We start from the raw sequence: 21,417 nt of genomic DNA, 5'->3' as shown, positions 1-21,417 counted from the left end.
GTACGGGGACTGGCAGGGGGAAAACGGTGCGCGATCACAGAACGTATGCAACCCATTGCCGGTGCGTGCGTCAAGTGATCAGAGCCGCCGTCACGGCGCGCCGAAGGCGTGCGCCCCGCCGGTCCGGTGCGACCGACGGGGCGTCAACCACCGTCCGTTCAGGCGGTTCCGGTGCCGTCCGCGCCGGAGGCGCCCGCCGTGGGCTCGGCGCCCGGCACGATGCCGGCGGCCGGCAGGGCCGGCGGCTTCCCCTTACGGGAGCGCTGTGTGCGCCGTTCGACCCATGTGGCGACGGAGGACAGCGCCAGGCACAGCAGGATGTAGATCGAGCCGAAGACGATGACCATCGGGATGAAGGCGTAGACGCCGTTCACGGGCGGGGTCTGCTGGGCGAAGGCCTTGCCGACGAACAGCAGTTCCTCGTAGAGGATGATGAAGCCCAGCGAGGTGTCCTTGAGGGTCACCACGAGCTGGCTGATGATCGACGGCAGCATCGAGCGCACGGCCTGCGGCACCAGCACGGCCGTCATCACCTGCGTCTTGCGCAGCCCGATCGCGTACGCCGCCTCGCTCTGCCCCCGGGGCACGGCGTTGATCCCGGAGCGGAAGATCTCCGCCTGGACCGAACCGTTGTACAGCGTCAGCCCGATCACCAGGGCCCACATCGGGTCGGAGGTGAACACCGCCGCGTACAGCAGGAAGATCATGATGAGCAGCGGCATGGCCCGGAAGAACTCCACCACCGCCGTGGCCGCCCAGCGCACCGGCCGGTGGTCGGAGAGCCGCGCGGTGGCCAGCACCGTGCCCAGCACCAGCGAGAGGACGGCCGCGATCGCGAAGGTCTTGAGGGTGGTCAGCAGGCCGTCGACGATCCGCTGCTGGGTCTCGGTGTACTCGTAGTCGTCCCACAGCCCGGCCTGGAACTGCCCGGTGGCGTCCAGCCGGTAGATCACGAAGCCGATCAGACCGGCGATCGCGAGGGTGGACAGGACGCCGTAGAGGCGGTTGCGGGCCCGGCCCCGGGGGCCGGGGACGTCGTAGAGGACGCTGCCGCTCATCGGGCCACCGCCAGTCGGTTCTCCAGCAGCCGGAACAGGCCGCTGATGGTGAAGGTGATGATGATGTAGCAGATCGCGATCCAAAGGAAGATCACGTAAATGTTGTAGCCCGACGCGGCGTTGAGGGTCTTCTGCACCGATCCGAGCTCGGTGACGTTGAAGCCCGAGGCGATGGCCGTGTTCTTGGCCAGGGCGATCAGCAGGCTGCCGATGGGCGGTATCGAGGTGCGGGCGGCCTGCGGCAGCACTATCTGGACCAGCGTCTGCCCGAAGGTCATCCCGATCGACCGGGCGGCCTCCGCCTGGCCCACCGGCACGGTGTTGATCCCCGACCGGAGGGCCTCACAGATGAAAGCCGAGGTGTAGCAGCCCAGGGCGAGCACGGCGAGCCAGAAGGAGTCCCAGCCCTTCAGCCCCAGCGCCGGCAGCCCCAGCGTGACGGCGAGGAACAGCAACACCAGCGGGGTGTTGCGCAGCAGCGTCACCCACGCGGTGCCGAAGGCGCGCAGCGCGGGCACCGGAGAGACGCGGAACGCCGCGACGAGGGTGCCCAGCACCAGGGCGAGCAGCGCGCTGAGCACCGTTAGTTCCACGGTGCCGATGAAACCTTCGCGGAACATCGCGAAGTTGTCCGACAGAACGTTCACGTCACTTCTCCGGGTATCGCGAGGCGGTCGTCCGGCACCACTCGCCGGTCAGTAGCGCTCGACCGCGGGCGGGGTGGAGGCGGGGACGCCCGAACGGCCCAGCGTGGCGTCGTAGGCCTTCTTCCAGTCGCCGTTCTTCTCGTGCGCCTCGATGGCCTTGTTGACCGCCTCGCGCAGCGCCGTGTCGTCCTTCTTGAGGCCGACGCCGTAGGGCTCCTTGGAGAAGGGGTTGCCGACGACCTTCAGCGCGCCCTTGTTCTCGGCCGCGTAACCCTTGAGGATCGAGTCGTCCGTGGTGACCGCGTCGACCGAACCGTTGACCAGCTCCTGGACGCACAGCTGGTAGCCCTGCTGCGCCTTGGCCTCGGCCACGCCGTACTTGGCCTCCTTGATCCGCTTCAGCGGGGTGGAGCCGGTCACCGAGCAGACCTTCTTGCCCTTGAGGTCGTCCGGGCCCTTGATCGAGCTGTCGGCCTTCACCAGCAGGTCCTGCCCGGCGACGTAGTACGGGCCGGCGAAGCCGACCTGCTTCTTGCGCTCGTCGTTGATCGTGTACGTGCCCACGTACAGGTCGACGCCGCCGCTGGCGATCTGCGTCTCCCGCGCCTCGGAGGGGACCGTCACGAACTTGATGTGCTCCTCGTCGAAACCGAGATCGGCCGCGATCATCCGGGCGATCTCCACGTCGAAGCCGGAGCGCTTCTTGGTGCCGGGGTTCTCGAAGCCGAGACCGGGCTGGTCCGCCTTGGTGCCGATGGTGATCGTCTTGCCCTTGATCTTCTCGAAGACCGACGAGCCCTTGACGTCCGCGGCGGAGTTCACCTGGTACTTCGGCAGCTCGGCGGCCGCGGAGGCGCCGCCGCTGGACTTGTCGCTCTTGTCGTCGGGGCTGCCCGACTTGCCGCAGGCGGTGGCGGAGGCGGCCAGCGCGATGACGACGGCGGCCGCCGCTGCGGTGTTGCGGAGCTTCATGGAGGACATCCTTTGCGTCTGCGGGACCTCGGGTGGCGGTGAAGCGGCGGGGGAGAGCGGTGGGGAAGGGGCGTCGCGGAGAGGGGCGCTCAGTGGTGGAGGATCTTCGACAGGAAGTCCTTGGCCCGGTCGCTGCGCGGGTTGCTGAAGAACTGGTCCGGCCGCGCCTCCTCGACGATGCGGCCGTCCGCCATGAAGACGACGCGGTTCGCGGCGGAGCGGGCGAAGCCCATCTCGTGGGTGACGACGACCATGGTCATGCCGTCCCGGGCGAGCTGCTGCATGACCTCCAGCACCTCGTTGATCATCTCCGGGTCCAGGGCCGAGGTCGGCTCGTCGAAGAGCATCACCTTCGGGTCCATGGCCAGCGCCCGGGCGATCGCCACACGCTGCTGCTGGCCACCGGAGAGCTGTGCGGGGTACTTCTCCGCCTGGGCGCCCACGCCCACCCGGTCGAGCAGGGAACGGGCCGTGGCCTCGGCCGCCTTCCGGTCCTTCCTGCGGACCTTCACCTGCCCCAGCGTCACGTTCTCCAGCACGGTCTTGTGGGCGAAGAGATTGAACGACTGGAAGACCATGCCCACGTCGGCGCGCAGCCGCGCCAGCTCCCTGCCCTCCTGGGGCAGCGGCTTCCCGTCGATGGTGATGGAACCGGAGTCCGTGGTCTCCAGCCGGTTGATCGTGCGGCACAGGGTCGACTTGCCCGATCCCGACGGCCCGATGACGACCACCACTTCGCCGCGCGCGATGGTCAAGTCGATGTCCTGGAGCACGTGCAGCGCGCCGAAGTGCTTGTTGACCTTGTCCAGGACGACCAGGGCGTCCGCGGCGGGCGCCACGTCCTTGGTCACCGATATCTCGTTCATCGGCGCTCCTCGCTCCGTCCTCCTCGGTTGGGGAGGACCCTAATGAGCGGCGAAGACCAACGTCATTACATCTGAGCTGAAATTGAGCATAACGATCCGGACTCAACCGGACACGCAGCGTCAGATCGCCGGAACGCCTCGCTCCGTGGTACCGGCTGGATAACGGATGCCCTCGCGCGGGCAGAACCCCTTGACGTACCGGGAGCGCATCGGCGTGGATGCGGTGATACCGCACCGACCGCGCGGAGGGGGCCGATGAGACTGCTGCTCGTGGAGGACGACGACCACGTCGCCGCGGCCCTGTCGGCCGTCCTCGGCCGGCACGGCTTCGACGTCACGCACGCGAGGAGCGGTGAGGAGGCCCTCCAGGCCCTGCTGCCGGGCGACCGGTCGCCCTTCGGCGTCGTCCTGCTCGACCTCGGACTGCCCGACCAGGACGGCTTCGAGGTCTGCGGCAGGATCCGCAAGCGCACCACCACGCCCGTCATCATGGTGACCGCCCGGGCCGACACCCGCTCGAAGATCCACGGCCTGAACCTCGGCGCCGACGACTACGTGGTCAAGCCCTACGACACCGGTGAACTGCTCGCCCGCATCCACGCCGTCGCCCGGCGCATCCCGCACCAGGAGAGCGCGCCGGGCCGGTCGCGCGCCCCCGAGGGCGACGCGCACGTCCTCAGCCTGGGCGACCTGACCATCGAGCTCCCCAACCGCCGTGTCTGCGTGGACGGCTCGGCCGTCGCCCTCACCCGCAAGGAGTTCGACCTGCTGGCCCTGCTCGCCCAGCGCCCCGGGGTGGTCTTCCGCAGGGAGCAGATCATCAGCGAGGTGTGGCGCACCAGCTGGGAAGGAACCGGACGCACCCTGGAAGTGCACATCGCCTCGCTGCGCGCCAAATTGCGGATGCCCGCCCTCATCGAGACCGTACGGGGCGTCGGGTACAAGATCGTCGTTCCGGTCCGGTAGCCGCGGCAACCCGTGCGCGCCCGACTCCTCCCCCTGCTCATCGTGCTGATGGCGGGCATCCTGATGACCCTCGGCCTCCCGCTGGCCGCCGGCATGGCCGCCGTGCGCCAGCAGCGGGTCGTCGTCGACCGCATCGACGACACCGCCCGCTTCGCCGCCCTCGCCCAGTTCGTCGGCTACCGCACCCCCGAGCCGCCCGAAGGCGGCGACAGCGGCGATCGGCAGCTCAGCCTCCAGCACGAACTCGCCCGCTACGAGAAGCTCTACGGCATCCGCGCCGGCGTCTTCTCCCGCGAGGGAAAGCCCCTGACGGTCGCCCCCACGGGCTGGGTCCTGCCCCGGCGCGGCGAGAGCTGGGCGGCCTTCCAGGACGCGCTGGCCGGGCGCCGCAGCCGCGATCCCGGACAGATCTGGCCCTGGCGCCACGACCGGCTCACCGTCGCCTCGCCCGTCATCCGCGACAGCGACGTCGTCGCCGTCGTGGTCACGGACTCGCCCACCGGCCGGCTGCGCTCCCTCATCCTGCGCGACTGGCTGCTGATCGCGGCCGGTGAGACGGCGGCGATGCTGGTGGCGGTCGCGGCGGCGTTCCGGCTGACCGGATGGGTGCTCAAGCCCGTACGGACCCTCGACGTCGCCGCCCACGACATCGCCACCGGCCGGATGAAGTCCCGGGTCGTCGCCGACAGCGGCCCCCCGGAACTGCGCAGACTGGCGCGCTCCTTCAACGAGATGGCCGACAACGTCGAGGACGTCCTGGAACAGCAGCGCGCCTTCGTCGCCGACGCCTCGCACCAGCTGCGCAATCCGCTCTCCGCGCTGCTGCTGCGCATCGATCTGCTGGCTCTCGATCTGCCCGAGGGCCACGCGGAGGTCGGCTCGGTGCGCGCCGAGGGCAAGCGACTGGCCCGCGTCCTGGACGACCTGCTGGACCTCGCCCTGGCCGAGCACGCCTCCGGCGACGGCCGGCTCACCGACATCGCCGAGATAGTCACCGACCGGGTGGGCGCCTGGTCGCCGGTCGCCGACCGGGAGAAGATCGCCCTCACCTACCGGGGACCGTCCGCGGCGACCGGCTGGGCCGACCCGGTCGCCCTCTCCAGCGCGCTCGACGCGGTCGTGGACAACGCGCTCAAGTTCACGCCCGAGAACGCCCGTGTCGAGGTCACCGTCGCCGTCTCCGGCGACCGGGTCGACATCACCGTGGCCGACGGCGGCCCGGGCCTCACCGAGGAGGAGCTCGCCCGCATCGGCGATCGCTTCTGGCGCAGCAGCCGCCACCAGAACGTCTCCGGTTCCGGCCTCGGGCTGTCCATCTCCCGCGCCCTGCTCGCCGCCGGCGGCGCCACGCTCTCGTACGAGCCGAACAGGCCGACCGGACTGCGCGTGACGATCGCCGTACCGCGCCACGGCGGCTGAGCCGACGGCGTCGCGACCGGAAACAGGTTCAGGGCTTGGCCGACAGGTAATAGCGGCGCGCCCCGGCGTGGAGCTCCAGGGGGTCGGTGAAGATGGCCGTGCGGAGGTCCACTTTCTGCGCGGCGTTCACCTTGCTGCCGATGTGGTCACGGCTCTTGATCACCGTGCGGGTGACGCTCTCGGCGAGATCCGCGTCGATGTCGTCCCTGGTGACCAGGAGGTTCGCGATCGCGATCGTCTGGACGACGCCGGGGGCGTTCAGCTCGGGATAGGCGTCCGTCGGCATCATCGCCGACCGGTAGTAGCGCGTCTGCCGCCCCATCCGGTGGAGGGGCTCGATGAGGTCCCCGAGCTGGACGAGCCTTATCGGCAGCCGCTCTCCCAGGACCTTGACGGCGTTGGTGGACAGCCCGCCGGACCAGAAGAACGCGTCGAGCTCGCCCTTCTCCAGCAGCCCCGGCATCCGGTCGATGCCCACCCGCACCGGCGTGATGTCCTTTTCGAAGTCGACACGGGCGGCCTGGAGCAGCCGCCGGGCGATCAGCTGCACCCCCGACCCGTCCGCCCCCACCCCCACCCGCAGCCCCGCGAGATCCCGGGTGGACCTCACGGGGGAGTCCTTGCGCACGACCAGCTGCATGTAGTCGTCGTAGAGCCGCGCGCACGCCCGCAACCGTCCGGCACCCGGCTGCTTGCGGTCCCGGTAGGTGGCCACCGCGTCGGCCGTGGCGAACGTGAAGTCGGCCTCGCCTCTCGCGAGCTGCCGCAGGTTGTCGAGGGAGCCCTGACTGTGCCGCAGCCGTACCTTCAGGGCCGGCAGGTCCTGGCCCAGGTCCTCCTTGAGGACGTCGCCGTACTTCTCGTACACCCCGGTCGGCACCCCCGTCGCGACCGTGATCTCCCCGACCGGATCCGGGCCCCGGTCGGGCGGCCACAGCGACCACAGCAGCAGGGCGAGCACGGCGGCCGCCACCGCGCCCGCCCGCGCGGCACGGCGCCCGCCGGGGCGCGCGAATCGGGGAAGCACGCTCGGATCCTGCCAGCCCGCCGCCGCGTCGACCAGGCCTCGGCGGGCGGCGGCTCGGGGCGGAGATCACGGGACGGGGCGCGGGTGCCGGGGAAACGTGGGGGCACGCTGTCCGAGGGACCACGTACCCTGGTCGATTGAGATGAGTGCGAAGACATACGAGGTGCGCACCTACGGGTGCCAGATGAACGTCCATGACTCCGAGCGGCTGTCCGGCCTCCTGGAGGAAGCGGGCTATGTCCGCGCGCCCGAAGGCACCGCCGAGGGCGACGCCGACGTCGTCGTCTTCAACACCTGCGCGGTGCGGGAGAACGCCGACAACAAGCTGTACGGCAATCTCGGCCGCCTGGCACCGATGAAGACGAAGCGGCCCGGCATGCAGATCGCCGTCGGCGGCTGCCTCGCCCAGAAGGACCGCGACACGATCGTCAAGCGGGCCCCCTGGGTCGATGTCGTCTTCGGCACCCACAACATCGGCAAGCTGCCGGTGCTGCTGGAGCGCGCCCGCGTCCAGGAGGACGCGCAGGTCGAGATCGCCGAGTCGCTGGAGGCGTTCCCCTCCACGCTGCCGACGCGCCGTGAGAGCGCCTACGCGGCCTGGGTCTCCATCTCCGTCGGCTGCAACAACACCTGCACCTTCTGCATCGTCCCCGCGCTGCGCGGCAAGGAGAAGGACCGCCGCCCGGGCGACATCCTCGCCGAGGTCGAGGCGCTCGTCGCCGAGGGCGTCAGCGAGATCACCCTCCTCGGCCAGAACGTCAACGCCTACGGCTCCGACATGGGCGACCGCGAGGCGTTCTCCAAGCTGCTGCGCGCCTGTGGCCAGATCGAGGGCCTGGAGCGCGTCCGCTTCACCTCGCCCCACCCGCGCGACTTCACCGACGACGTGATCGCCGCGATGGCCGAGACGCCGAACGTGATGCACCAGCTCCACATGCCGCTGCAGTCCGGCTCGGACACGGTCCTCAAGGCGATGCGCCGCTCGTACCGCCAGGAGCGCTTCCTGGGCATCATCGAGAAGGTGCGCGCCGCCATGCCGGACGCCGCCATCTCCACCGACATCATCGTGGGCTTCCCCGGCGAGACCGAGGAGGACTTCGAGCAGACCATGCACGTCGTCCGCGAGGCCCGCTTCGCCAACGCCTTCACCTTCCAGTACTCCAAGCGCCCCGGCACCCCGGCGGCGACCATGGACGGGCAGATCCCCAAGGAGGTCGTGCAGGCGCGCTACGAGCGTCTGGTCGCCCTCCAGGAGGAGATCTCCTGGGAGGAGAACAAGAAGCAGGTCGGCCGGGTCCTGGAGGTCATGGTCGCCGAGGGCGAAGGCCGCAAGGACGACGCCACCCGGCGCCTCTCCGGCCGCGCCCCCGACAACCGCCTGGTCCACTTCACCAAGCCCGACGAGGACGTGCGCCCCGGCGACGTGGTCACCGTCGAGATCACCTACGCCGCCCCGCACCACCTGCTGGCCGAGGGCCCCGCGAAGGCCGTCCGCCGCACGCCCGCGGGCGACGCGTGGGAGAAGCGCAACGCCGCTCCGGCGGAGAAGCCCCAGGGCGTGATGCTGGGCATCCCGCGCATCGGCGCCCCCGCGCCGACGCCGGCGCCCGCGGCGGGCCCCGGCTGCGGCTGCGACTGAGCGGGCACGGCGGCACAGCGGGACGTGACGGGTTCCCGCAGGTCACAGGTGGCCTGCGGGAACCGGCGGGGAAACGGCCGCACGACGGTCCGGGGAAGCCCGACGAGCGTTGATCGCGAATTGCTAGGGTGCCGCCATGCTCGTCGCCGCCGCCGTATGCCCCTGCCCGCCCCTGCTGGTCCCCGACGTGGCCACCGGGGCCGCGTCCGAGCTGGACGGCCTGCGGGCCGCCTGCCTGGACGCGGTGGCCGTGCTGGCGGCCGCCCGGCCCGACCGGCTCGTCGTCGTGGGCCCCGCCCCGCACGCCGGTGACGGCACCTACCCGCCGGGCTCCCCCGGGTCCTTCCGCGGCCTGGGAGTGGACCTCGACGTGCGGCTCGGCGCGGGGGACCCCGCCGGTGAGCGCGCCCTCCCGCAGTCCCTGGCCGTCGCCGCCTGGCTGCTGGAGCGCACGAAGTGGGCCGCCGCGCCGGTGGAGGGCCTGGGCGTCGGGGCGGCGCTGGAGAGCGAGCGGTGCCTGGCGACCGGCCGGGAACTGGCCGCCACGCCCCAGCGGACCGCACTCCTGGTGATGGGCGACGGCAGCGCCTGCCGCACGGTCAAGGCGCCGGGATACCTGGACGAGCGGGCCGAGCCCTTCGACGCGGAGGCCGCACGGGCCCTGGGAGCCGCCGACACGGCCGCCCTGGCCGCCCTGGACCCCGGGCTCGCCCGCGAGCTCCAGGCGGCCGGACGCGCCCCCTGGCAGGTCCTGGCGGGCGCGGCGGAGGGCGCCGGACTGAGCGGGGCCCTGCTGTACGACGAGGCCCCCTACGGCGTGGGCTACCTCGTGGCCGCCTGGTCGTGACCCGCCGCCGGTCGTGAGCCGTGTACACGGCGACGGCCGTGGAGCGTGCTCCACGGCCGTCGCCGACTCAAGGTGATGACGAGGGTCAGGAGGCCCCGGGGCCCTTCCCGCCGGCCGGGCCCCCGGACTTGCCGTCCTGCTCGGCCAGGCGGCCCAGGGCGTCCTTGGCCTTGCCCGTGCCGGTCTGGATCTGGCTGCTGTACTTGCCCTTGGTCTTCTCGTCGACCACCTTGGCGGCCTTCTCGAGTCCCTGCTCGATCTTGTCCCCGTGCTGCTGCGCGAGATCGCCGGCCTTGTCCTTCAACGGGCCGAGCTTGGCCTTGAGATTGTCCAGCAGGCCCATGGTGACCGCCCCTCGTCTTTCCTCGCCGAACTACTTGCGGGCGCCTTCACCGGCCTCGCTGTCGGCCGCCTTCTCCGCCGACTGCTGCTTAGGGATCTCCACCCCTTCGGCCGCCTCCTCCGCGGCCTCCTCGGCCTCGGTCTCGGCCGCCGCCTCCGGCTGCGCCTCGGCCGTCCCGGCGGCGTCGGTGGATTCCGCCGTCGGAGTGGCAGCCGCGGCCTCTTCCGTTGACGCCGAGGACTTCGACGACGACCTGCCGAGAAGCCTTGCAAACACGCCCATATCTACTCCATTACCTTACTGGTGTGAGCGAAATCCCGCGTCGTCAGGGGCGTCCCATGGCGCCGCTCACGCACGCCGGTCCGCGAACCGGCTCTCGGAACCTCGCAACAGGCAACGAAGCCACCCGCGTCGCGTCACGTCGCTCGTTCGTGGGGTGCTCCGGAGGTTTGGGAGACTGAAGCGGTGAGAAACGCAGCTCCCGCACCCCGGGTCATCGCCGTCGTCGGTCCCACGGCGGCAGGCAAGTCCGATCTCGGCGTCGCCCTCGCCCAGCACCTGGGCGGCGAGGTCGTCAACGCCGACTCCATGCAGCTCTACCGCGGCATGGACATCGGCACGGCCAAACTGACCATGGAGGAGCGGCAGGGCGTGCCGCACCACCTGCTCGACATCTGGGACGTCACCGAGGCCGCCAGCGTCGCCGAGTACCAGCGACTGGCCCGGGCCCACATCGACCGGCTGCTAGCCGAGGGACGCACGCCGATCCTCGTCGGGGGCTCCGGGCTCTACGTCAAGGGCACCATCGACGCCATGGACTTCCCCGGCACCGACCCGGCCGTCCGGGCCCGGCTGGAGGCCGAACTCGAGGAGCTCGGCCCCGGCGCCCTCCACTCCCGGCTGGCCGCCGCCGACCCGGCCGCCGCCCGCGCGATCCTCCCCGGCAACGGCCGCCGCATCGTGCGCGCCCTGGAGGTCATCGAGCTCACCGGCCGGCCCTTCACGGCGAACCTGCCCGGGGAGGAGCCCGTCTACGACGCCCTGCAGATCGGCGTGGACGTCGAGCGCCCCGAACTGGACGAACGGATCACCGTCCGGGTGGACCGGATGTGGGAGGCCGGGCTCGTCGACGAGGTGCGCGCCCTGGAGCGCGAGGGCCTGCGCGAGGGGCGCACGGCCTCACGTGCCCTCGGCTATCAGCAGGTGCTCGCCTTCCTGGCGGGGGAGTGCACCGAGGACGAGGCCCGTACCGAGACCGTCCGCGCCACCAAGCGCTTCGCGCGCCGGCAGGACTCGTGGTTCCGGCGCGATTCCCGCGTCCACTGGCTGAGCGGCGCCGCCGAGCGACGGGCGGAACTTCCCGAGCGAGCGCTGGCGTTGGTCGAACGGGCTATTACAGCCTGATCACGTGATGGCATCGGGACGCTCCGCACGCCATGGGGAGCGCGTCCGACGTGCCATCATCAAGCTTCGATCGAGCCGTGGAGTCCGAGTTGGGAGGGCGCGTGGCGATGGAGGCCGGCCCTCGTGACAGACCGCATCAGCCGCAGCCCTGGGGCGACCTCCCGGCGGTGGCCGGAGGAGAGCCGGACGTGCTCACCCCGGACGGCCCCGACGACACCGAGGGGACGACGGCGGACGCGTCGGCGCCCGAGTCGTTCCGCGAGCTGCGCCCGCCGCGCAGGCTGAGGCTGTGGCAGCTCGCGCCCATCGTCGTGCTCGCCGCCGTCGGCTCGCTGATGTTCGCCTTCCCGCTCGCCTTCGAGTTCGGCGACGGCGGACCCCTCGTCGCCGTCCTCGGCCTGCTCATCAGCTGCTGCGCCGCCGGCTGGGGCGTGATGGCGGCCCGTCGCGTGGGTTACACCTGGCCGGGCCTGCCGCCGCGCGGCTCCGGGCGGCGCCCGGACTGGCGGTACGTGGCCGCCTACACGGCCGTCGTCGCCGTGGTGGTCCTCCTCGCCGTGCTGCGCGTGGCGCGCCTGCGCTGACCGGCGCGGGGACCGGCGGAGGGCCCCCGGGCGAGGCCCCGTACCATCGAAGCGTGAGCACCGCGCAGATCGCCTTCCTCAAGGGTCACGGCACCGAGAACGACTTCGTGATCATTCCCGACCACGACGGGCGCCTGGAGCTGTCCCCGACCGCGGTCGCGCTCCTGTGCGACCGGCGTGCGGGCATAGGCGCCGACGGCGTGCTCCGTGTCGTGCGCTCCGCCGCGCACCCCGAGGCGCGGGCGATGGCCGACGAGGCCGAGTGGTTCATGGACTACCGCAACAGCGACGGCAGCGTCGCCGAGATGTGCGGCAACGGCGTCCGGGTGTTCGCGCGCTACCTCCAGGAGGCGGGCCTCGTCGAGGCGGGCGATCTCGCGATCGCCACGCGCGCCGGCGTCCGGCACGCCCACATCGCCAAGCCGGGCCCCGACGGCGAGCCCGGCGGGATCACCGTCGCCATGGGCCGGGCCGAGCTCCCCGAGGGCGAGGTCACCGTCACCGTCGGTGAGCGCGACTGGCCCGCGCGCAACGTCAACATGGGCAACCCCCACGCCGTCTCCTTCGTCGACGACCTCGCCGACGCCGGGAACCTGTACACCGCGCCCGCCGTCGCCCCCGCCGCCACCTACCCGGACGGCGTCAACGTGGAGTTCGTCGTCGACCGCGGTCCCCGCCACGTCGCCATGCGGGTCCACGAGCGGGGCTCGGGCGAGACGCGCTCGTGTGGCACCGGCGCCTGCGCCGTGATGGTCGCGACCGCCCGCCGCGACGGCGCCGACCCGGCCGTCCTGGGCCACCCCGTCACCTACACCGTGGACGTCCCCGGCGGACGCCTGGTGATCAGTGAGACCCCGGACGGCACCGTCGAGATGACCGGTCCCGCCGTGATCGTCGCGGAGGGCGTCTTCGACGCCTCCCGCTTCGCCGTCACGGTCTGACGCCCTTCGCCGTCCCTGGAGGACGCCCGGGCGGGCACGCCACTGTTCGCCGTGGGGCCCGTGTCATGCCTCGGCTCCCTCGAATGGGTGATCCGTTTCACTCTGGGCGAGAGCGGGTGAGCGGTGCGTGATGGGCTCGGTAGCATCAAGCACCGGCCTGGAGGCGTGAGCCGACCGCCGGTCGACGCTGCCGGAGGTGCCCATGGGCGCAGAGGTCACGAACACCGGTGCTCCCGGCCGCAGGCGCGGCCGCCGCATCGACCTGAGACGGCTGGGACGCGCGGCGCTCAGCGGCTCCGGCGCCCGCGGCCGGCTCCCCGACGCCATCGACCACGTGGCCAAGGTCCACCGCGCCCACCACCCCGGCGCCGACCTGGACATCCTCCGCCGGGCCTACGTCCTCGCCGAGTCCTCCCACCGCGGTCAGACGCGCAAGAGCGGCGAGCCCTACATCACCCATCCCCTCGCCGTCACCCTGATCCTGGCCGAACTGGGCGCCGAGACCACCACCTTGACCGCGTCCCTCCTCCACGACACGGTCGAGGACACCGAGGTGACCCTCGATCAGGTGGGGGAGGCGTTCGGCGAGGAAGTGCGCTTCCTCGTCGACGGCGTCACCAAGCTGGAGAAGGTCGACTACGGCGCAGCCGCCGAGCCCGAGACCTTCCGCAAGATGCTCGTGGCCACCGGCAACGACGTCCGGGTCATGTCCATCAAGCTCGCCGACCGCCTCCACAACATGCGCACCCTCGGCGTCATGCGCCCCGAGAAACAGGCGCGCATCGCCAAGGTCACCCGCGACGTGCTGATCCCGCTCGCCGAGCGACTGGGCGTGCAGGCCCTGAAGACCGAGCTGGAGGACCTGGTCTTCGCCATCCTCCACCCCGACGAATACGCCCGCACCCGCGACCTCGTCCTCGCCCACGCGGGCCGCCCCGACCCCCTGGAGGCCACCGCCGCACGGGTGCGCGCCGTCCTGCGCGAGGCCGACATCAACGCCGAAGTCCTCGTACGCCGCCGCCATTTCGTCTCCGTGCACCGAGTGCGGATCAAGCGCGGCGAGCTCACCGGTTCCGACCTGGGCAGACTGCTCGTCCTGGTCGCCGAGGACGCGGACTGCTACGGGGTCCTCGGCGAGCTGCACACCTGCTTCACCCCGTTCATCTCCGAGTTCAAGGACTTCATCGCCGCCCCCAAGTTCAACCTCTACCAGTCGCTGCACACGGCCGTCGCCGGCGAGGACGGCCAGGCGGCCGAAGTCCTCATCCGCACCCACCGGATGCACCGGGTCGCCGAGGCCGGCGTCGTCGCCCTCGGCAACCCCTACGCGGCCCCCGACGCCCCCGACGCGCCGGACGGCGAGCGCGTCGACCCCACCCGCCCCGGCTGGCTCTCCCGCCTCCTGGAATGGCAGCGCGCCACCCCCGACCCGGACACCTTCTGGACGTCCCTGCGCGACGAGCTCGCCCAGGACCGCGAGGTCACGGTCTTCCGGGCCGACGGCGGCACCATCGGCCTCCCGGCGGGCTCCAGCTGCGTCGACGCGGCCTACGCCCAGTACGGAGACGGGGCGCACCACTGCATCGGCGCCCGGGTCAACGGCAGGCTGGCCGCCCTCGGCACCGTGCTGCGCGACGGCGACACCCTCCATCTGCTGATGTCCCCGGACAGCGCCTCCGGTCCCTCGCCCGAGTGGCGCGAGCACGCGCGGACGCCGGCGGCCCGGATCGCCATCGACCGCTGGCTGGCCGCCCACCCGGCGCCCGAACCGGCCGCCGACGGTCCGCCCGCCGCACCGCCCGCCCCCGGCCCGCCCCGGTCCGCTCCCCGGGCCGCCTCCCCCGCGCGCGGCCCGGTCGCCGTCGTCACCGGAGCGGCGGGCGAGGGCGAGCGGGCGGCCGTGAGCGTCCGGCTGGCGGGCTGTTGCACTCCCGTCCCACCCGACGAGGTCACCGGCTTCGCGGTGCGCGGCGGCACGGTGACGGTGCACCGCGCGCCCTGCCCCGTGGTCGACCGGATGGTCACCTCGGGCCGGCAGCCGGTGGAGGTGCGCTGGCGCAGCCCGGACGAGGCGGGCGGCGGGGACTACCGCGTGACCCTGCGGGCGGAGTCGTTCAGCAGACCGCATCTGCTCGCCGACCTGACCGAGGCCATCGCGGCCGAAGGGGTCGCCGTCATCTCGGCCGCCGTCGAGCCGCCGTACGAGCAGCGCGTGCGGCACACCTACACCCTCCAGCTGGCCGACCCGGGCCGGCTGCCGGAGCTGATGCGGGCGATGCGCCGGGTCCCGGGGGTCTATGACGTCGAGCGGGCGGGCCGGGCGCTGACGGCCCCGCTGTAGCCGCGCTTCCGCCGGCCGGGAAGCATGCCCATCGGTCGTCCGATACGACACTCGTACCAGCATCCAAGACGCTCGTAAGGGTGGGCCGACGCCGCGCCGCCACCGGCGTGCGGGCGCGCGCTGGTAGCGGTGGAGCATGTCGCACTCACCCGCCCCCGGGGAGCGTTCCCCGCAGCGCCGGCGCTTCCCGCGCCGCCGGGCCGCCCTCCTCGCGGCCGCGGCGGTCCTGGTCCTGGGCGCCGCCGCGCCGCCGACCCCCGAGGCCCGGGGGATCGGCGACCGGCTCTTCCCCCACCTGGGCAACCCCGGCTACGACATCGCGGCCTACGACATCTCGCTCGTCTATCACGCCAACAACCAGCCGCTGGACGCCGTGACCCGGTTCGTCGCGCGGTCCACCGCGCGGCTGGACGACTTCAACATGGACTTCACCCACGGCACGATCGCCTCGGTGGAGGTCAACGGCGCGCCCGCCCAGTTCACCCCCGCCGGCGAGGACGTGGCCGTCACCCCCACCGAGCCGGTGCCCTCCGGCAGCTCGTTCACCGTCACCGTCCATCACACCAGCGATCCGCGCGGCGAGGGCGAGGGCGGCTGGGTGCCGACCAGCGACGGCCTCGTCATGGCCAACCAGGCCGACGCCGCGCACCGGGTCTTCCCCGGCAACGACCACCCTTCCGACAAGGCGCTGTTCACCTTCCGCGTGACCGCCCCGAAGGAGCTGACCGTGGTCGCCAACGGGCTGCCCGCCGGGCAGACCACCGAGGGGGCGAACACCACCTGGACCTACCGCACCCTCCACCCCATGGCCACCGAACTCGCGCAGGTCGCCATCGGCCGCTCCACCGTGCCCCAGCGCGGCGGCCCGCGCGGGCTGAAGCTGCGGGACGTGGTGCCGGCCGCCGACCAGAAGGCCCTGGAGAGCTGGACCGCCAAGACGCCGGACCAGATCGCGTGGATGGAGAAGCGGGTCGGGAACTACCCCTTCGAGACCTACGGCGTGCTCATCGCCGACGCCTCGACCGGCTTCGAGCTGGAGACGCAGACCCTCTCCCTCTTCGAGCGCGACGTGTTCACCAAGGCCGGCTTCCCCGACTGGTACGTGGAGTCGATCATGGTTCACGAGCTCGCCCACCAGTGGTTCGGCGACAGCGTGAGCCCCCGCGTCTGGTCCGACCTCTGGCTCAACGAAGGCCACGCCACCTGGTACGAATCGCTCTACGCGGAGGAGCGCAAGGGCCGGAAACTGGTGGACCGGATGCGCGTCGCCTATCAGCTCTCCGACCAGATGCGCGCCGACGGAGGCCCCCCGGCGGCGATCAAGGGGCCCGTGCCCGGCAAGAAGATCAGCATCTTCCGGCCCGTCTGCTACGACGGCAGCGCCCTGGTGCTCTACGCCCTCCGCCAGCGGATCGGCACGGCGGCCTTCGACCGCCTGGAGCGCGAGTGGGTGCGCCGCTACCACGACTCCACCGCCACCACCGCCGACTTCGTCGCCCTCGCCTCCGAGGTCTCCGGCCAGGACCAGGCCCGGTTCCTCCAGCCGTGGCTGTACGGACGGACGACCCCGCCCATGCCCGGGCACCCCGACTGGAAGACGACCCCGCCGAAACCCGCGTGACGCCCCGGCGGCGGCATGGGAACATCGACGGGTCGGCGAGGCGGCCGCCCCCGGGAATCTCCGGAGGGCGCCGGACGTTGTCGATGCCGTGAGCCCTCGCCACGAGGGCTCCGCACAGTCGTCAATCAAGCAAAGGATCAAATGACCTCCTCTTCTTCCCTTCCCCAGGACCGGCAGGACCGGCAGAGCCTCCCGGAGAGCCTTCGGGCCGACGCCCTGATGGAAGAGGACGTCGCCTGGAGCCACGAGATCGACGGGGAGCGCGACGGCGAGCAGTACGACCGCTCCGAGCGCGCCGCGCTCCGCCGTGTCGCCGGGCTCTCCACGGAGCTCGAGGACGTCACCGAGGTCGAGTACCGGCAGCTGCGCCTGGAGCGCGTCGTGCTGGTCGGCGTCTGGACGTCCGGCACGGTCCAGGACGCCGAGAACTCCCTCGCGGAGCTCGCCGCCCTCGCCGAGACGGCCGGCGCGCAGGTCCTCGACGGCGTCATCCAGCGCCGCGACAAGCCGGACCCGGCCACCTACATCGGCTCGGGCAAGGCCCAGGAGCTCCGGGACATCGTCCTGGAGACCGGCGCCGACACCGTCGTCTGCGACGGTGAGCTCAGCCCCGGCCAGCTCATCCACCTCGAGGACGTCGTCAAGGTCAAGGTCGTCGACCGCACGGCCCTGATCCTCGACATCTTCGCCCAGCACGCCAAGTCCCGCGAGGGCAAGGCCCAGGTCTCGCTGGCCCAGATGCAGTACATGCTGCCCAGGCTGCGCGGCTGGGGCCAGTCGCTGTCCCGGCAGATGGGTGGTGGTGGCTCCGGCTCCTCCGGCGGCGGCATGGCCACCCGTGGCCCCGGTGAGACCAAGATCGAGACGGACCGGCGACGGATCCGCGAGAAGATGGCGAAGATGCGCCGGGAGATCGCGGAGATGAAGACCGGCCGTGACGTCAAGCGCCAGGAGCGCCGACGGAACAAGATCCCGTCGGTGGCCATCGCGGGCTACACCAACGCCGGCAAGTCCTCGCTGCTCAACCGTCTCACCGGCGCGGGCGTACTGGTGGAGAACTCCCTGTTCGCCACCCTGGACCCGACCGTCCGCCGGGCCGAGACGCCCTCGGGCCGGATCTACACCCTCGCCGACACCGTCGGCTTCGTCCGGCACCTGCCGCACCACCTCGTCGAGGCGTTCCGCTCCACGATGGAGGAGGTCGGCGACTCCGACCTGATCCTCCACGTGGTCGACGGCTCGCACCCGGCGCCGGACGAGCAGCTTGCCGCCGTGCGCGAGGTGATCCGGGACGTCGGCGCGGTCGACGTGCCCGAGATCGTCGTGATCAACAAGGCGGACGCCGCCGATCCGCTGGTCCTCCAGCGGCTGCTCCGCATCGAGAAGCACTCGATCGCGGTGTCGGCGCGGACCGGCGAGGGCATCGCGGAGCTGCTGGCACTGATCGACTCCGAGCTGCCGCGCCCCGCCGTGGAGATCGAGGCGCTCGTGCCGTACACCCATGGCTCGCTGATCGCCCGGGTGCACAAGGACGGCGAGGTGATCTCCGAGGAGCACACCCCGGAGGGCACCCTGATCAAGGCCCGGGTCCACGAGGAGCTCGCCGCCGAGCTCCAGCGGTTCGTACCGGCCGCCCGGCACTGACCCCGCCGACACGAAGGCCCGCCCCGACATCGGTCGGGGCGGGCCTTCGCTCGTTGCCGCTCGCTCCTGCTCGCTACTGCTTGTTGGCGAACTTCTGGCTCAGCGCGTCGTAGACGCCCTTGGCCTCCGGGCCCAGGCGCGGCCCCGCCAGCCAGGTGCTGTTGGCCGGGCCGATCGACGTGTTGGAGATCAGCACCGGCTTGCCGTCCGGACCGTTGGCGAACCAGCCGCCACCCGACGAACCGCCCGTCATCGTGCAGCCGATGCGGTACATCGTGGGCTGCGACGACTCGATGGTCAGGCGGCCCGGCCTGTCCACGCAGTCGTACATCTTCTGCCCGTCGAAGGGCGGCGCGGCCGGGTAGCCCCAGGCCCCCATGCTGCTGATGGACTTCACCTGCGGGGTGCTGAAGTCGACGGTGAGGGCGTTGCCGACCGTCTCCTCCAGGGACTTCCCGGTGCCGTTCTCGGACTTCACATGGAGCACGGAGAAGTCGTACGGAGCACCCGCGCCACCGGTCTCGGCGCCCTGCGTGATCCACTGCGTCGACGTCTGCGCCCAGTCCGCCCACCACAGGCCGTACGGGGCGACGTCCTGCACCGGAGCGCTGTTGACCTGCGCGCCCGGGAGGCCCTTGTCGTTGTAGGACGGCACGAAGGCGATGTTCCGGTACCAGCCGCCCTTCTGGCCGGCGTGCACGCAGTGGCCGGCGGTCCACACCAGGTTGGACTTGCCCGGGTGCGCCGGGTCCTTGACGACCGTGCCCGAGCAGACCATGTGGCCCTCGGGGCTGTCGAAGAAGACCTTGCCCACGGGGGCGGCGTTGTTGTGGTACGGCAGACCGACGGCCTTGGCGGTGACCGGGCGCGGCTCCGGGTCCGTGACGCCCTGGTCGCTCGCCCCGCCACCCGGCACGGTGCCGGGGGCGCCCTGGGTGGCCAGCGTCTTGTCGCTGGAGTGGGCGTCCTTCATCGTGTCGGGCTTCCAGTGGCCCTTGATGATGGGGTTGACGAAGTCGCGGGCCTCACGCAGCCACTGGTCCTTGTCCCAGTTCTTCCAGGCGCCGTCCTGCCACTTCTTCTTCCACTTCTCCAGGTCCTGGGCGGGAATGCCCTTGGGCAGGCTGGGGAAGTCGTCGCCCTTCTGGCTCGCGGCCGCGCTGGGCTTGGTGTCGCCCGCGGCCTTGTCGTCGGACGGGCCGCACGCGGTGGCCGTCAGCGCCAGGGCGGCGGTGAGGGCGGCCGCGGCCAGGACTGGCCGCCTTGTCGATGGCATGGAGTGGGCTCCCCCTGTGATCTGTGCGTATCGGGTGGTTCATGTCCGCTATATGCGCGGGCATGGCGTGAACTTGTCATGCCCCGTCCCGGCGAGGGGCGGGGCCCCCACTATGCCGGTGCCGAGGGAGACGGACACGGGCGGGTCCTCGGTTCCGGAACGAAGGATCTTGCGATCCGACCGTGATCCGCAGCTCGCGGCGTCGTTGGTACGTACGGGGGACGACCGGCCACCGTTCAGCGGGCAGAAGGAGGTAACCGAGCCATGACCCCGACCCGACTACCGCCGCCCGCACCGCTCTTGGCACGTCGGCCCGGGCGCGCGGGCACGCCGCGGCGACAGCCGACCCGCGAGCCCTCGGCCCGGACGTACGCCCGGTCGCTGCCCGTCGTGCCCGTGCGCGCCCGGGGCCTGACCATCGAGGGCGCCGACGGCCGTCGCTATCTCGACTGCCTCTCGGGCGGCGGCGCCCTCGCGCTCGGCCACAATCACCCGGTCGTGTTGGAGGCCATCCGCGCCGTGCTCGACTCCGGCGCGCCGCTCCAGGTCCCGGACCTCGCCACGCCCGTCCAGGAGGCCTTCGCGGACGAGCTGTTCGCGACCCTCCCGCGCGGACTGGCCGACTCGGCCCGGATCCGGTTCTGCGGCCCCGCCGCCACCGATGCCCTGGCGGACGCCTTCCGCCTCGTCCGCGCCGCGACCGGCCGCGCCGGACTCCTCACCCTGGGGGGCGACGGGCCGGGGGAGGCGGTGTCGGGGTTCGCCTCGCCGCAGGGGCCCCTCGCCGGAGGCGCCGGCGCGGTCGGCTGTGTGTCGGGGTGTCCGATCGGCGGAGTCGGCACAGGGGGCGCTCGCGCGCAGGGACTTCCGTTCGTCGACGTCCGCATGGGAAACCTCGGCGCGGAAGGTTGTTCGTCCGGGCTGCCGTTTGCCGACATCCCCACCGCAAACCTCGGTGCTGCGCCGGGGTTTCCGTCCCCTGGCGTCCACGAAGGGGGCTGCGGGGCGACGGGCTGTCCGTTCGGCGACGCCCCCACGGACGCGGCCGGACGTCCGATCGGTGACGTCCACCGCCGCGCCCCGCTTCCCGCCGGGCTCGTCGTCGAGCCCGTCCTGGGTGACGGAGTGGTGCCGGTGCCCGACGACGGGCTGCGCCGGATCCGCGATGTCACCGCGGCGCGGGCCGTGCCGCTCATCGCCGACGAGACGTGGACGGGGGCCGGCCGCACGGGCGCCTTCTGGGCCGTCGAACACAGTCGCGTCGTCCCCGACGTCATGGTCCTGTCCAGGGCCATCGGCGGCAGTCTCCCGCTCGCCGTCATCGTCCACCGCGACGACCTCGACGCCCGGCCGAGCCGGCAGGGCCCGCCCGCCGCCTTCCAGGGCAACCAGCTCGCCATGGCCGCGGGCACGGCCACCCTGCGCCACATCCGGCAGCACGGACTGGACCGCCGCGCGGCCGTCCTCGGCGCCCGGATGCTCGAACGGCTGCGGCGGCTCGCGCGGGAGCACGCGTGCGTCGCGGACGTACGCGGCAAGGGCCTGATGATCGGCATCGAGATCACCGATCCCGAGGCCGCCCCCCAAGCCGATCCCGAGGCCGCCCCCCGAGCCACCGCGCTGGCCGAGACCGTCCGGCGGGAGTGCCTGCGCCGCGGCCTGATCGTCGGGCTGAGCGACCGCCGCCCCCCGGTGATCCGGCTGCTTCCGCCCCTCACCCTCACCGACGAGCAGGCCGAGGCCGTCCTCGACCGGCTGTCCGACGCCGTCGCCGCGGCCTCCCGCACCGTCCGCCGGCTCCCCAACCCCTAGACCGCCGCAC

Annotated in this window: 19 protein-coding genes; 11 read left to right on the top strand and 8 right to left on the bottom strand. The window is 72.1% G+C overall.

Translation table 11 applies throughout. The features are described 5' to 3' along the window. Positions 1-158: 158 nt before the first annotated feature. The 4 genes from IE096_RS06825 to IE096_RS06810 form a co-directional block, all read right to left on the bottom strand. Positions 159-1,058: an amino acid ABC transporter permease gene (locus tag IE096_RS06825; protein WP_189449351.1), complete on the bottom strand. Its 900-nt coding sequence runs from the start codon at positions 1,056-1,058 to the stop codon at positions 159-161. Next, entirely contained in the window at positions 1,055-1,705 is a 651-nt protein-coding gene (locus tag IE096_RS06820) for an amino acid ABC transporter permease (protein ID WP_189449349.1), read from the bottom strand. The genes IE096_RS06825 and IE096_RS06820 overlap by 4 nt, the downstream gene beginning before the upstream one ends. 48 nt (positions 1,706-1,753) lie before the next feature. Then, positions 1,754-2,677 (bottom strand): glutamate ABC transporter substrate-binding protein, encoded by a 924-nt coding sequence (locus tag IE096_RS06815; protein WP_189449347.1) that lies wholly within the window; start codon positions 2,675-2,677, stop codon positions 1,754-1,756. Between the two features lie 89 nt (positions 2,678-2,766). Then, positions 2,767-3,543 (bottom strand): amino acid ABC transporter ATP-binding protein, encoded by a 777-nt coding sequence (locus tag IE096_RS06810; RefSeq protein WP_189449345.1) that lies wholly within the window; start codon positions 3,541-3,543, stop codon positions 2,767-2,769. Between the two features lie 255 nt (positions 3,544-3,798). Between IE096_RS06810 and IE096_RS06805 the strand changes: the two genes are divergently transcribed. Together IE096_RS06805 and IE096_RS06800 are read left to right on the top strand one after the other, a co-directional pair. Further along, positions 3,799-4,509, top strand: a complete 711-nt coding sequence (locus IE096_RS06805; protein WP_189449343.1) for a response regulator transcription factor — start codon at positions 3,799-3,801, stop codon at positions 4,507-4,509. A gap of 12 nt (positions 4,510-4,521) precedes the next feature. Further along, entirely contained in the window at positions 4,522-5,928 is a 1,407-nt protein-coding gene (locus tag IE096_RS06800) for a sensor histidine kinase (protein WP_189449341.1), read from the top strand. Between the two features lie 28 nt (positions 5,929-5,956). Here IE096_RS06800 and IE096_RS06795 read toward each other — a convergent pair whose 3' ends face one another. Beyond that, complete coding sequence (locus IE096_RS06795; protein ID WP_189449340.1) at positions 5,957-6,955, bottom strand: TAXI family TRAP transporter solute-binding subunit; 999 nt, start codon at positions 6,953-6,955, stop codon at positions 5,957-5,959. Positions 6,956-7,097: 142 nt separating this feature from the next. Between IE096_RS06795 and miaB the strand changes: the two genes are divergently transcribed. Further along, positions 7,098-8,594: a tRNA (N6-isopentenyl adenosine(37)-C2)-methylthiotransferase MiaB gene (miaB, locus tag IE096_RS06790; protein WP_189449339.1), complete on the top strand. Its 1,497-nt coding sequence runs from the start codon at positions 7,098-7,100 to the stop codon at positions 8,592-8,594. A gap of 136 nt (positions 8,595-8,730) precedes the next feature. Then, positions 8,731-9,441: a class III extradiol dioxygenase subunit B-like domain-containing protein gene (locus IE096_RS06785; RefSeq protein WP_189449337.1), complete on the top strand. Its 711-nt coding sequence runs from the start codon at positions 8,731-8,733 to the stop codon at positions 9,439-9,441. A gap of 85 nt (positions 9,442-9,526) precedes the next feature. Here the strand turns inward: IE096_RS06785 and IE096_RS06780 are convergent, their stop codons facing one another. Both IE096_RS06780 and IE096_RS06775 read right to left on the bottom strand, forming a co-directional pair. Beyond that, positions 9,527-9,784, bottom strand: a complete 258-nt coding sequence (locus IE096_RS06780) for an antitoxin (RefSeq protein ID WP_126916406.1) — start codon at positions 9,782-9,784, stop codon at positions 9,527-9,529. A 30-nt stretch (positions 9,785-9,814) separates the two neighbouring features. Continuing rightward, on the bottom strand, positions 9,815-10,066 hold the full coding sequence (locus IE096_RS06775) for a hypothetical protein (protein ID WP_189449335.1): 252 nt from the start codon (positions 10,064-10,066) through the stop codon (positions 9,815-9,817). 183 nt (positions 10,067-10,249) lie between these two features. On the opposite strand from IE096_RS06775, the gene miaA reads away from it, so the two are divergent. The 6 genes from miaA to hflX all read left to right on the top strand — a co-directional run bounded on the left by miaA (position 10,250) and on the right by hflX (position 18,319). Beyond that, complete coding sequence (gene miaA / locus IE096_RS06770) at positions 10,250-11,188, top strand: tRNA (adenosine(37)-N6)-dimethylallyltransferase MiaA (RefSeq protein WP_189449333.1); 939 nt, start codon at positions 10,250-10,252, stop codon at positions 11,186-11,188. Between the two features lie 107 nt (positions 11,189-11,295). Next, on the top strand, positions 11,296-11,772 hold the full coding sequence (locus IE096_RS06765; RefSeq protein WP_189449711.1) for a hypothetical protein: 477 nt from the start codon (positions 11,296-11,298) through the stop codon (positions 11,770-11,772). 53 nt (positions 11,773-11,825) lie between these two features. Continuing rightward, entirely contained in the window at positions 11,826-12,713 is an 888-nt protein-coding gene (gene dapF / locus IE096_RS06760; RefSeq protein ID WP_189449332.1) for a diaminopimelate epimerase, read from the top strand. A 202-nt stretch (positions 12,714-12,915) separates the two neighbouring features. Beyond that, complete coding sequence (locus IE096_RS06755) at positions 12,916-15,054, top strand: RelA/SpoT family protein (RefSeq protein WP_189449330.1); 2,139 nt, start codon at positions 12,916-12,918, stop codon at positions 15,052-15,054. Positions 15,055-15,190: 136 nt separating this feature from the next. Further along, positions 15,191-16,675, top strand: coding sequence for a M1 family metallopeptidase (locus tag IE096_RS06750; RefSeq protein ID WP_189449328.1), 1,485 nt, complete (start codon positions 15,191-15,193; stop codon positions 16,673-16,675). 141 nt (positions 16,676-16,816) lie between these two features. After that, a complete protein-coding gene (hflX, locus tag IE096_RS06745) occupies positions 16,817-18,319 on the top strand; it encodes a GTPase HflX (RefSeq protein ID WP_189449326.1) in 1,503 nt (500 codons plus the stop codon). A gap of 73 nt (positions 18,320-18,392) precedes the next feature. Here hflX and IE096_RS06740 read toward each other — a convergent pair whose 3' ends face one another. Beyond that, positions 18,393-19,595 carry a trypsin-like serine peptidase gene (locus IE096_RS06740; RefSeq protein WP_189449323.1) on the bottom strand — a complete coding sequence of 401 codons (1,203 nt, stop codon included), beginning with the start codon at positions 19,593-19,595 and terminating at the stop codon, positions 18,393-18,395. 264 nt (positions 19,596-19,859) lie between these two features. Between IE096_RS06740 and IE096_RS31290 the strand changes: the two genes are divergently transcribed. Further along, positions 19,860-21,407, top strand: coding sequence for an aminotransferase class III-fold pyridoxal phosphate-dependent enzyme (locus IE096_RS31290; protein ID WP_229819964.1), 1,548 nt, complete (start codon positions 19,860-19,862; stop codon positions 21,405-21,407). The last annotated feature ends 10 nt before the right edge of the window (positions 21,408-21,417 follow it).

Source organism: Streptomyces abikoensis, assembly GCF_014648775.1.
In the GTDB taxonomy this organism is placed as follows: domain Bacteria; phylum Actinomycetota; class Actinomycetes; order Streptomycetales; family Streptomycetaceae; genus Streptomyces; species Streptomyces abikoensis.
This window is presented reverse-complemented; position numbering and strand designations above follow the sequence as displayed.

Excerpts from the sequence above, each read along its gene's own strand:
- IE096_RS06785 (WP_189449337.1), top strand. The coding sequence starts at position 8,731 with ATGCTCGTCGCCGCCGCCGTATGCCCCTGCCCGCCCCTGCTGGTCCCC.
- IE096_RS06810 (WP_189449345.1), bottom strand. The coding sequence starts at position 3,543 with ATGAACGAGATATCGGTGACCAAGGACGTGGCGCCCGCCGCGGACGCC.
- IE096_RS06825 (WP_189449351.1), bottom strand. The coding sequence starts at position 1,058 with ATGAGCGGCAGCGTCCTCTACGACGTCCCCGGCCCCCGGGGCCGGGCC.
- IE096_RS06755 (WP_189449330.1), top strand. The coding sequence starts at position 12,916 with ATGGGCGCAGAGGTCACGAACACCGGTGCTCCCGGCCGCAGGCGCGGC.
- IE096_RS06805 (WP_189449343.1), top strand. The coding sequence starts at position 3,799 with ATGAGACTGCTGCTCGTGGAGGACGACGACCACGTCGCCGCGGCCCTG.
- IE096_RS06780 (WP_126916406.1), bottom strand. The coding sequence starts at position 9,784 with ATGGGCCTGCTGGACAATCTCAAGGCCAAGCTCGGCCCGTTGAAGGAC.
- hflX (WP_189449326.1), top strand. The coding sequence starts at position 16,817 with ATGACCTCCTCTTCTTCCCTTCCCCAGGACCGGCAGGACCGGCAGAGC.
- IE096_RS06740 (WP_189449323.1), bottom strand. The coding sequence starts at position 19,595 with ATGCCATCGACAAGGCGGCCAGTCCTGGCCGCGGCCGCCCTCACCGCC.
- IE096_RS06765 (WP_189449711.1), top strand. The coding sequence starts at position 11,296 with ATGGAGGCCGGCCCTCGTGACAGACCGCATCAGCCGCAGCCCTGGGGC.
- IE096_RS06815 (WP_189449347.1), bottom strand. The coding sequence starts at position 2,677 with ATGAAGCTCCGCAACACCGCAGCGGCGGCCGCCGTCGTCATCGCGCTG.
- miaB (WP_189449339.1), top strand. The coding sequence starts at position 7,098 with ATGAGTGCGAAGACATACGAGGTGCGCACCTACGGGTGCCAGATGAAC.
- IE096_RS06750 (WP_189449328.1), top strand. The coding sequence starts at position 15,191 with ATGTCGCACTCACCCGCCCCCGGGGAGCGTTCCCCGCAGCGCCGGCGC.
- IE096_RS06775 (WP_189449335.1), bottom strand. The coding sequence starts at position 10,066 with ATGGGCGTGTTTGCAAGGCTTCTCGGCAGGTCGTCGTCGAAGTCCTCG.
- IE096_RS31290 (WP_229819964.1), top strand. The coding sequence starts at position 19,860 with ATGACCCCGACCCGACTACCGCCGCCCGCACCGCTCTTGGCACGTCGG.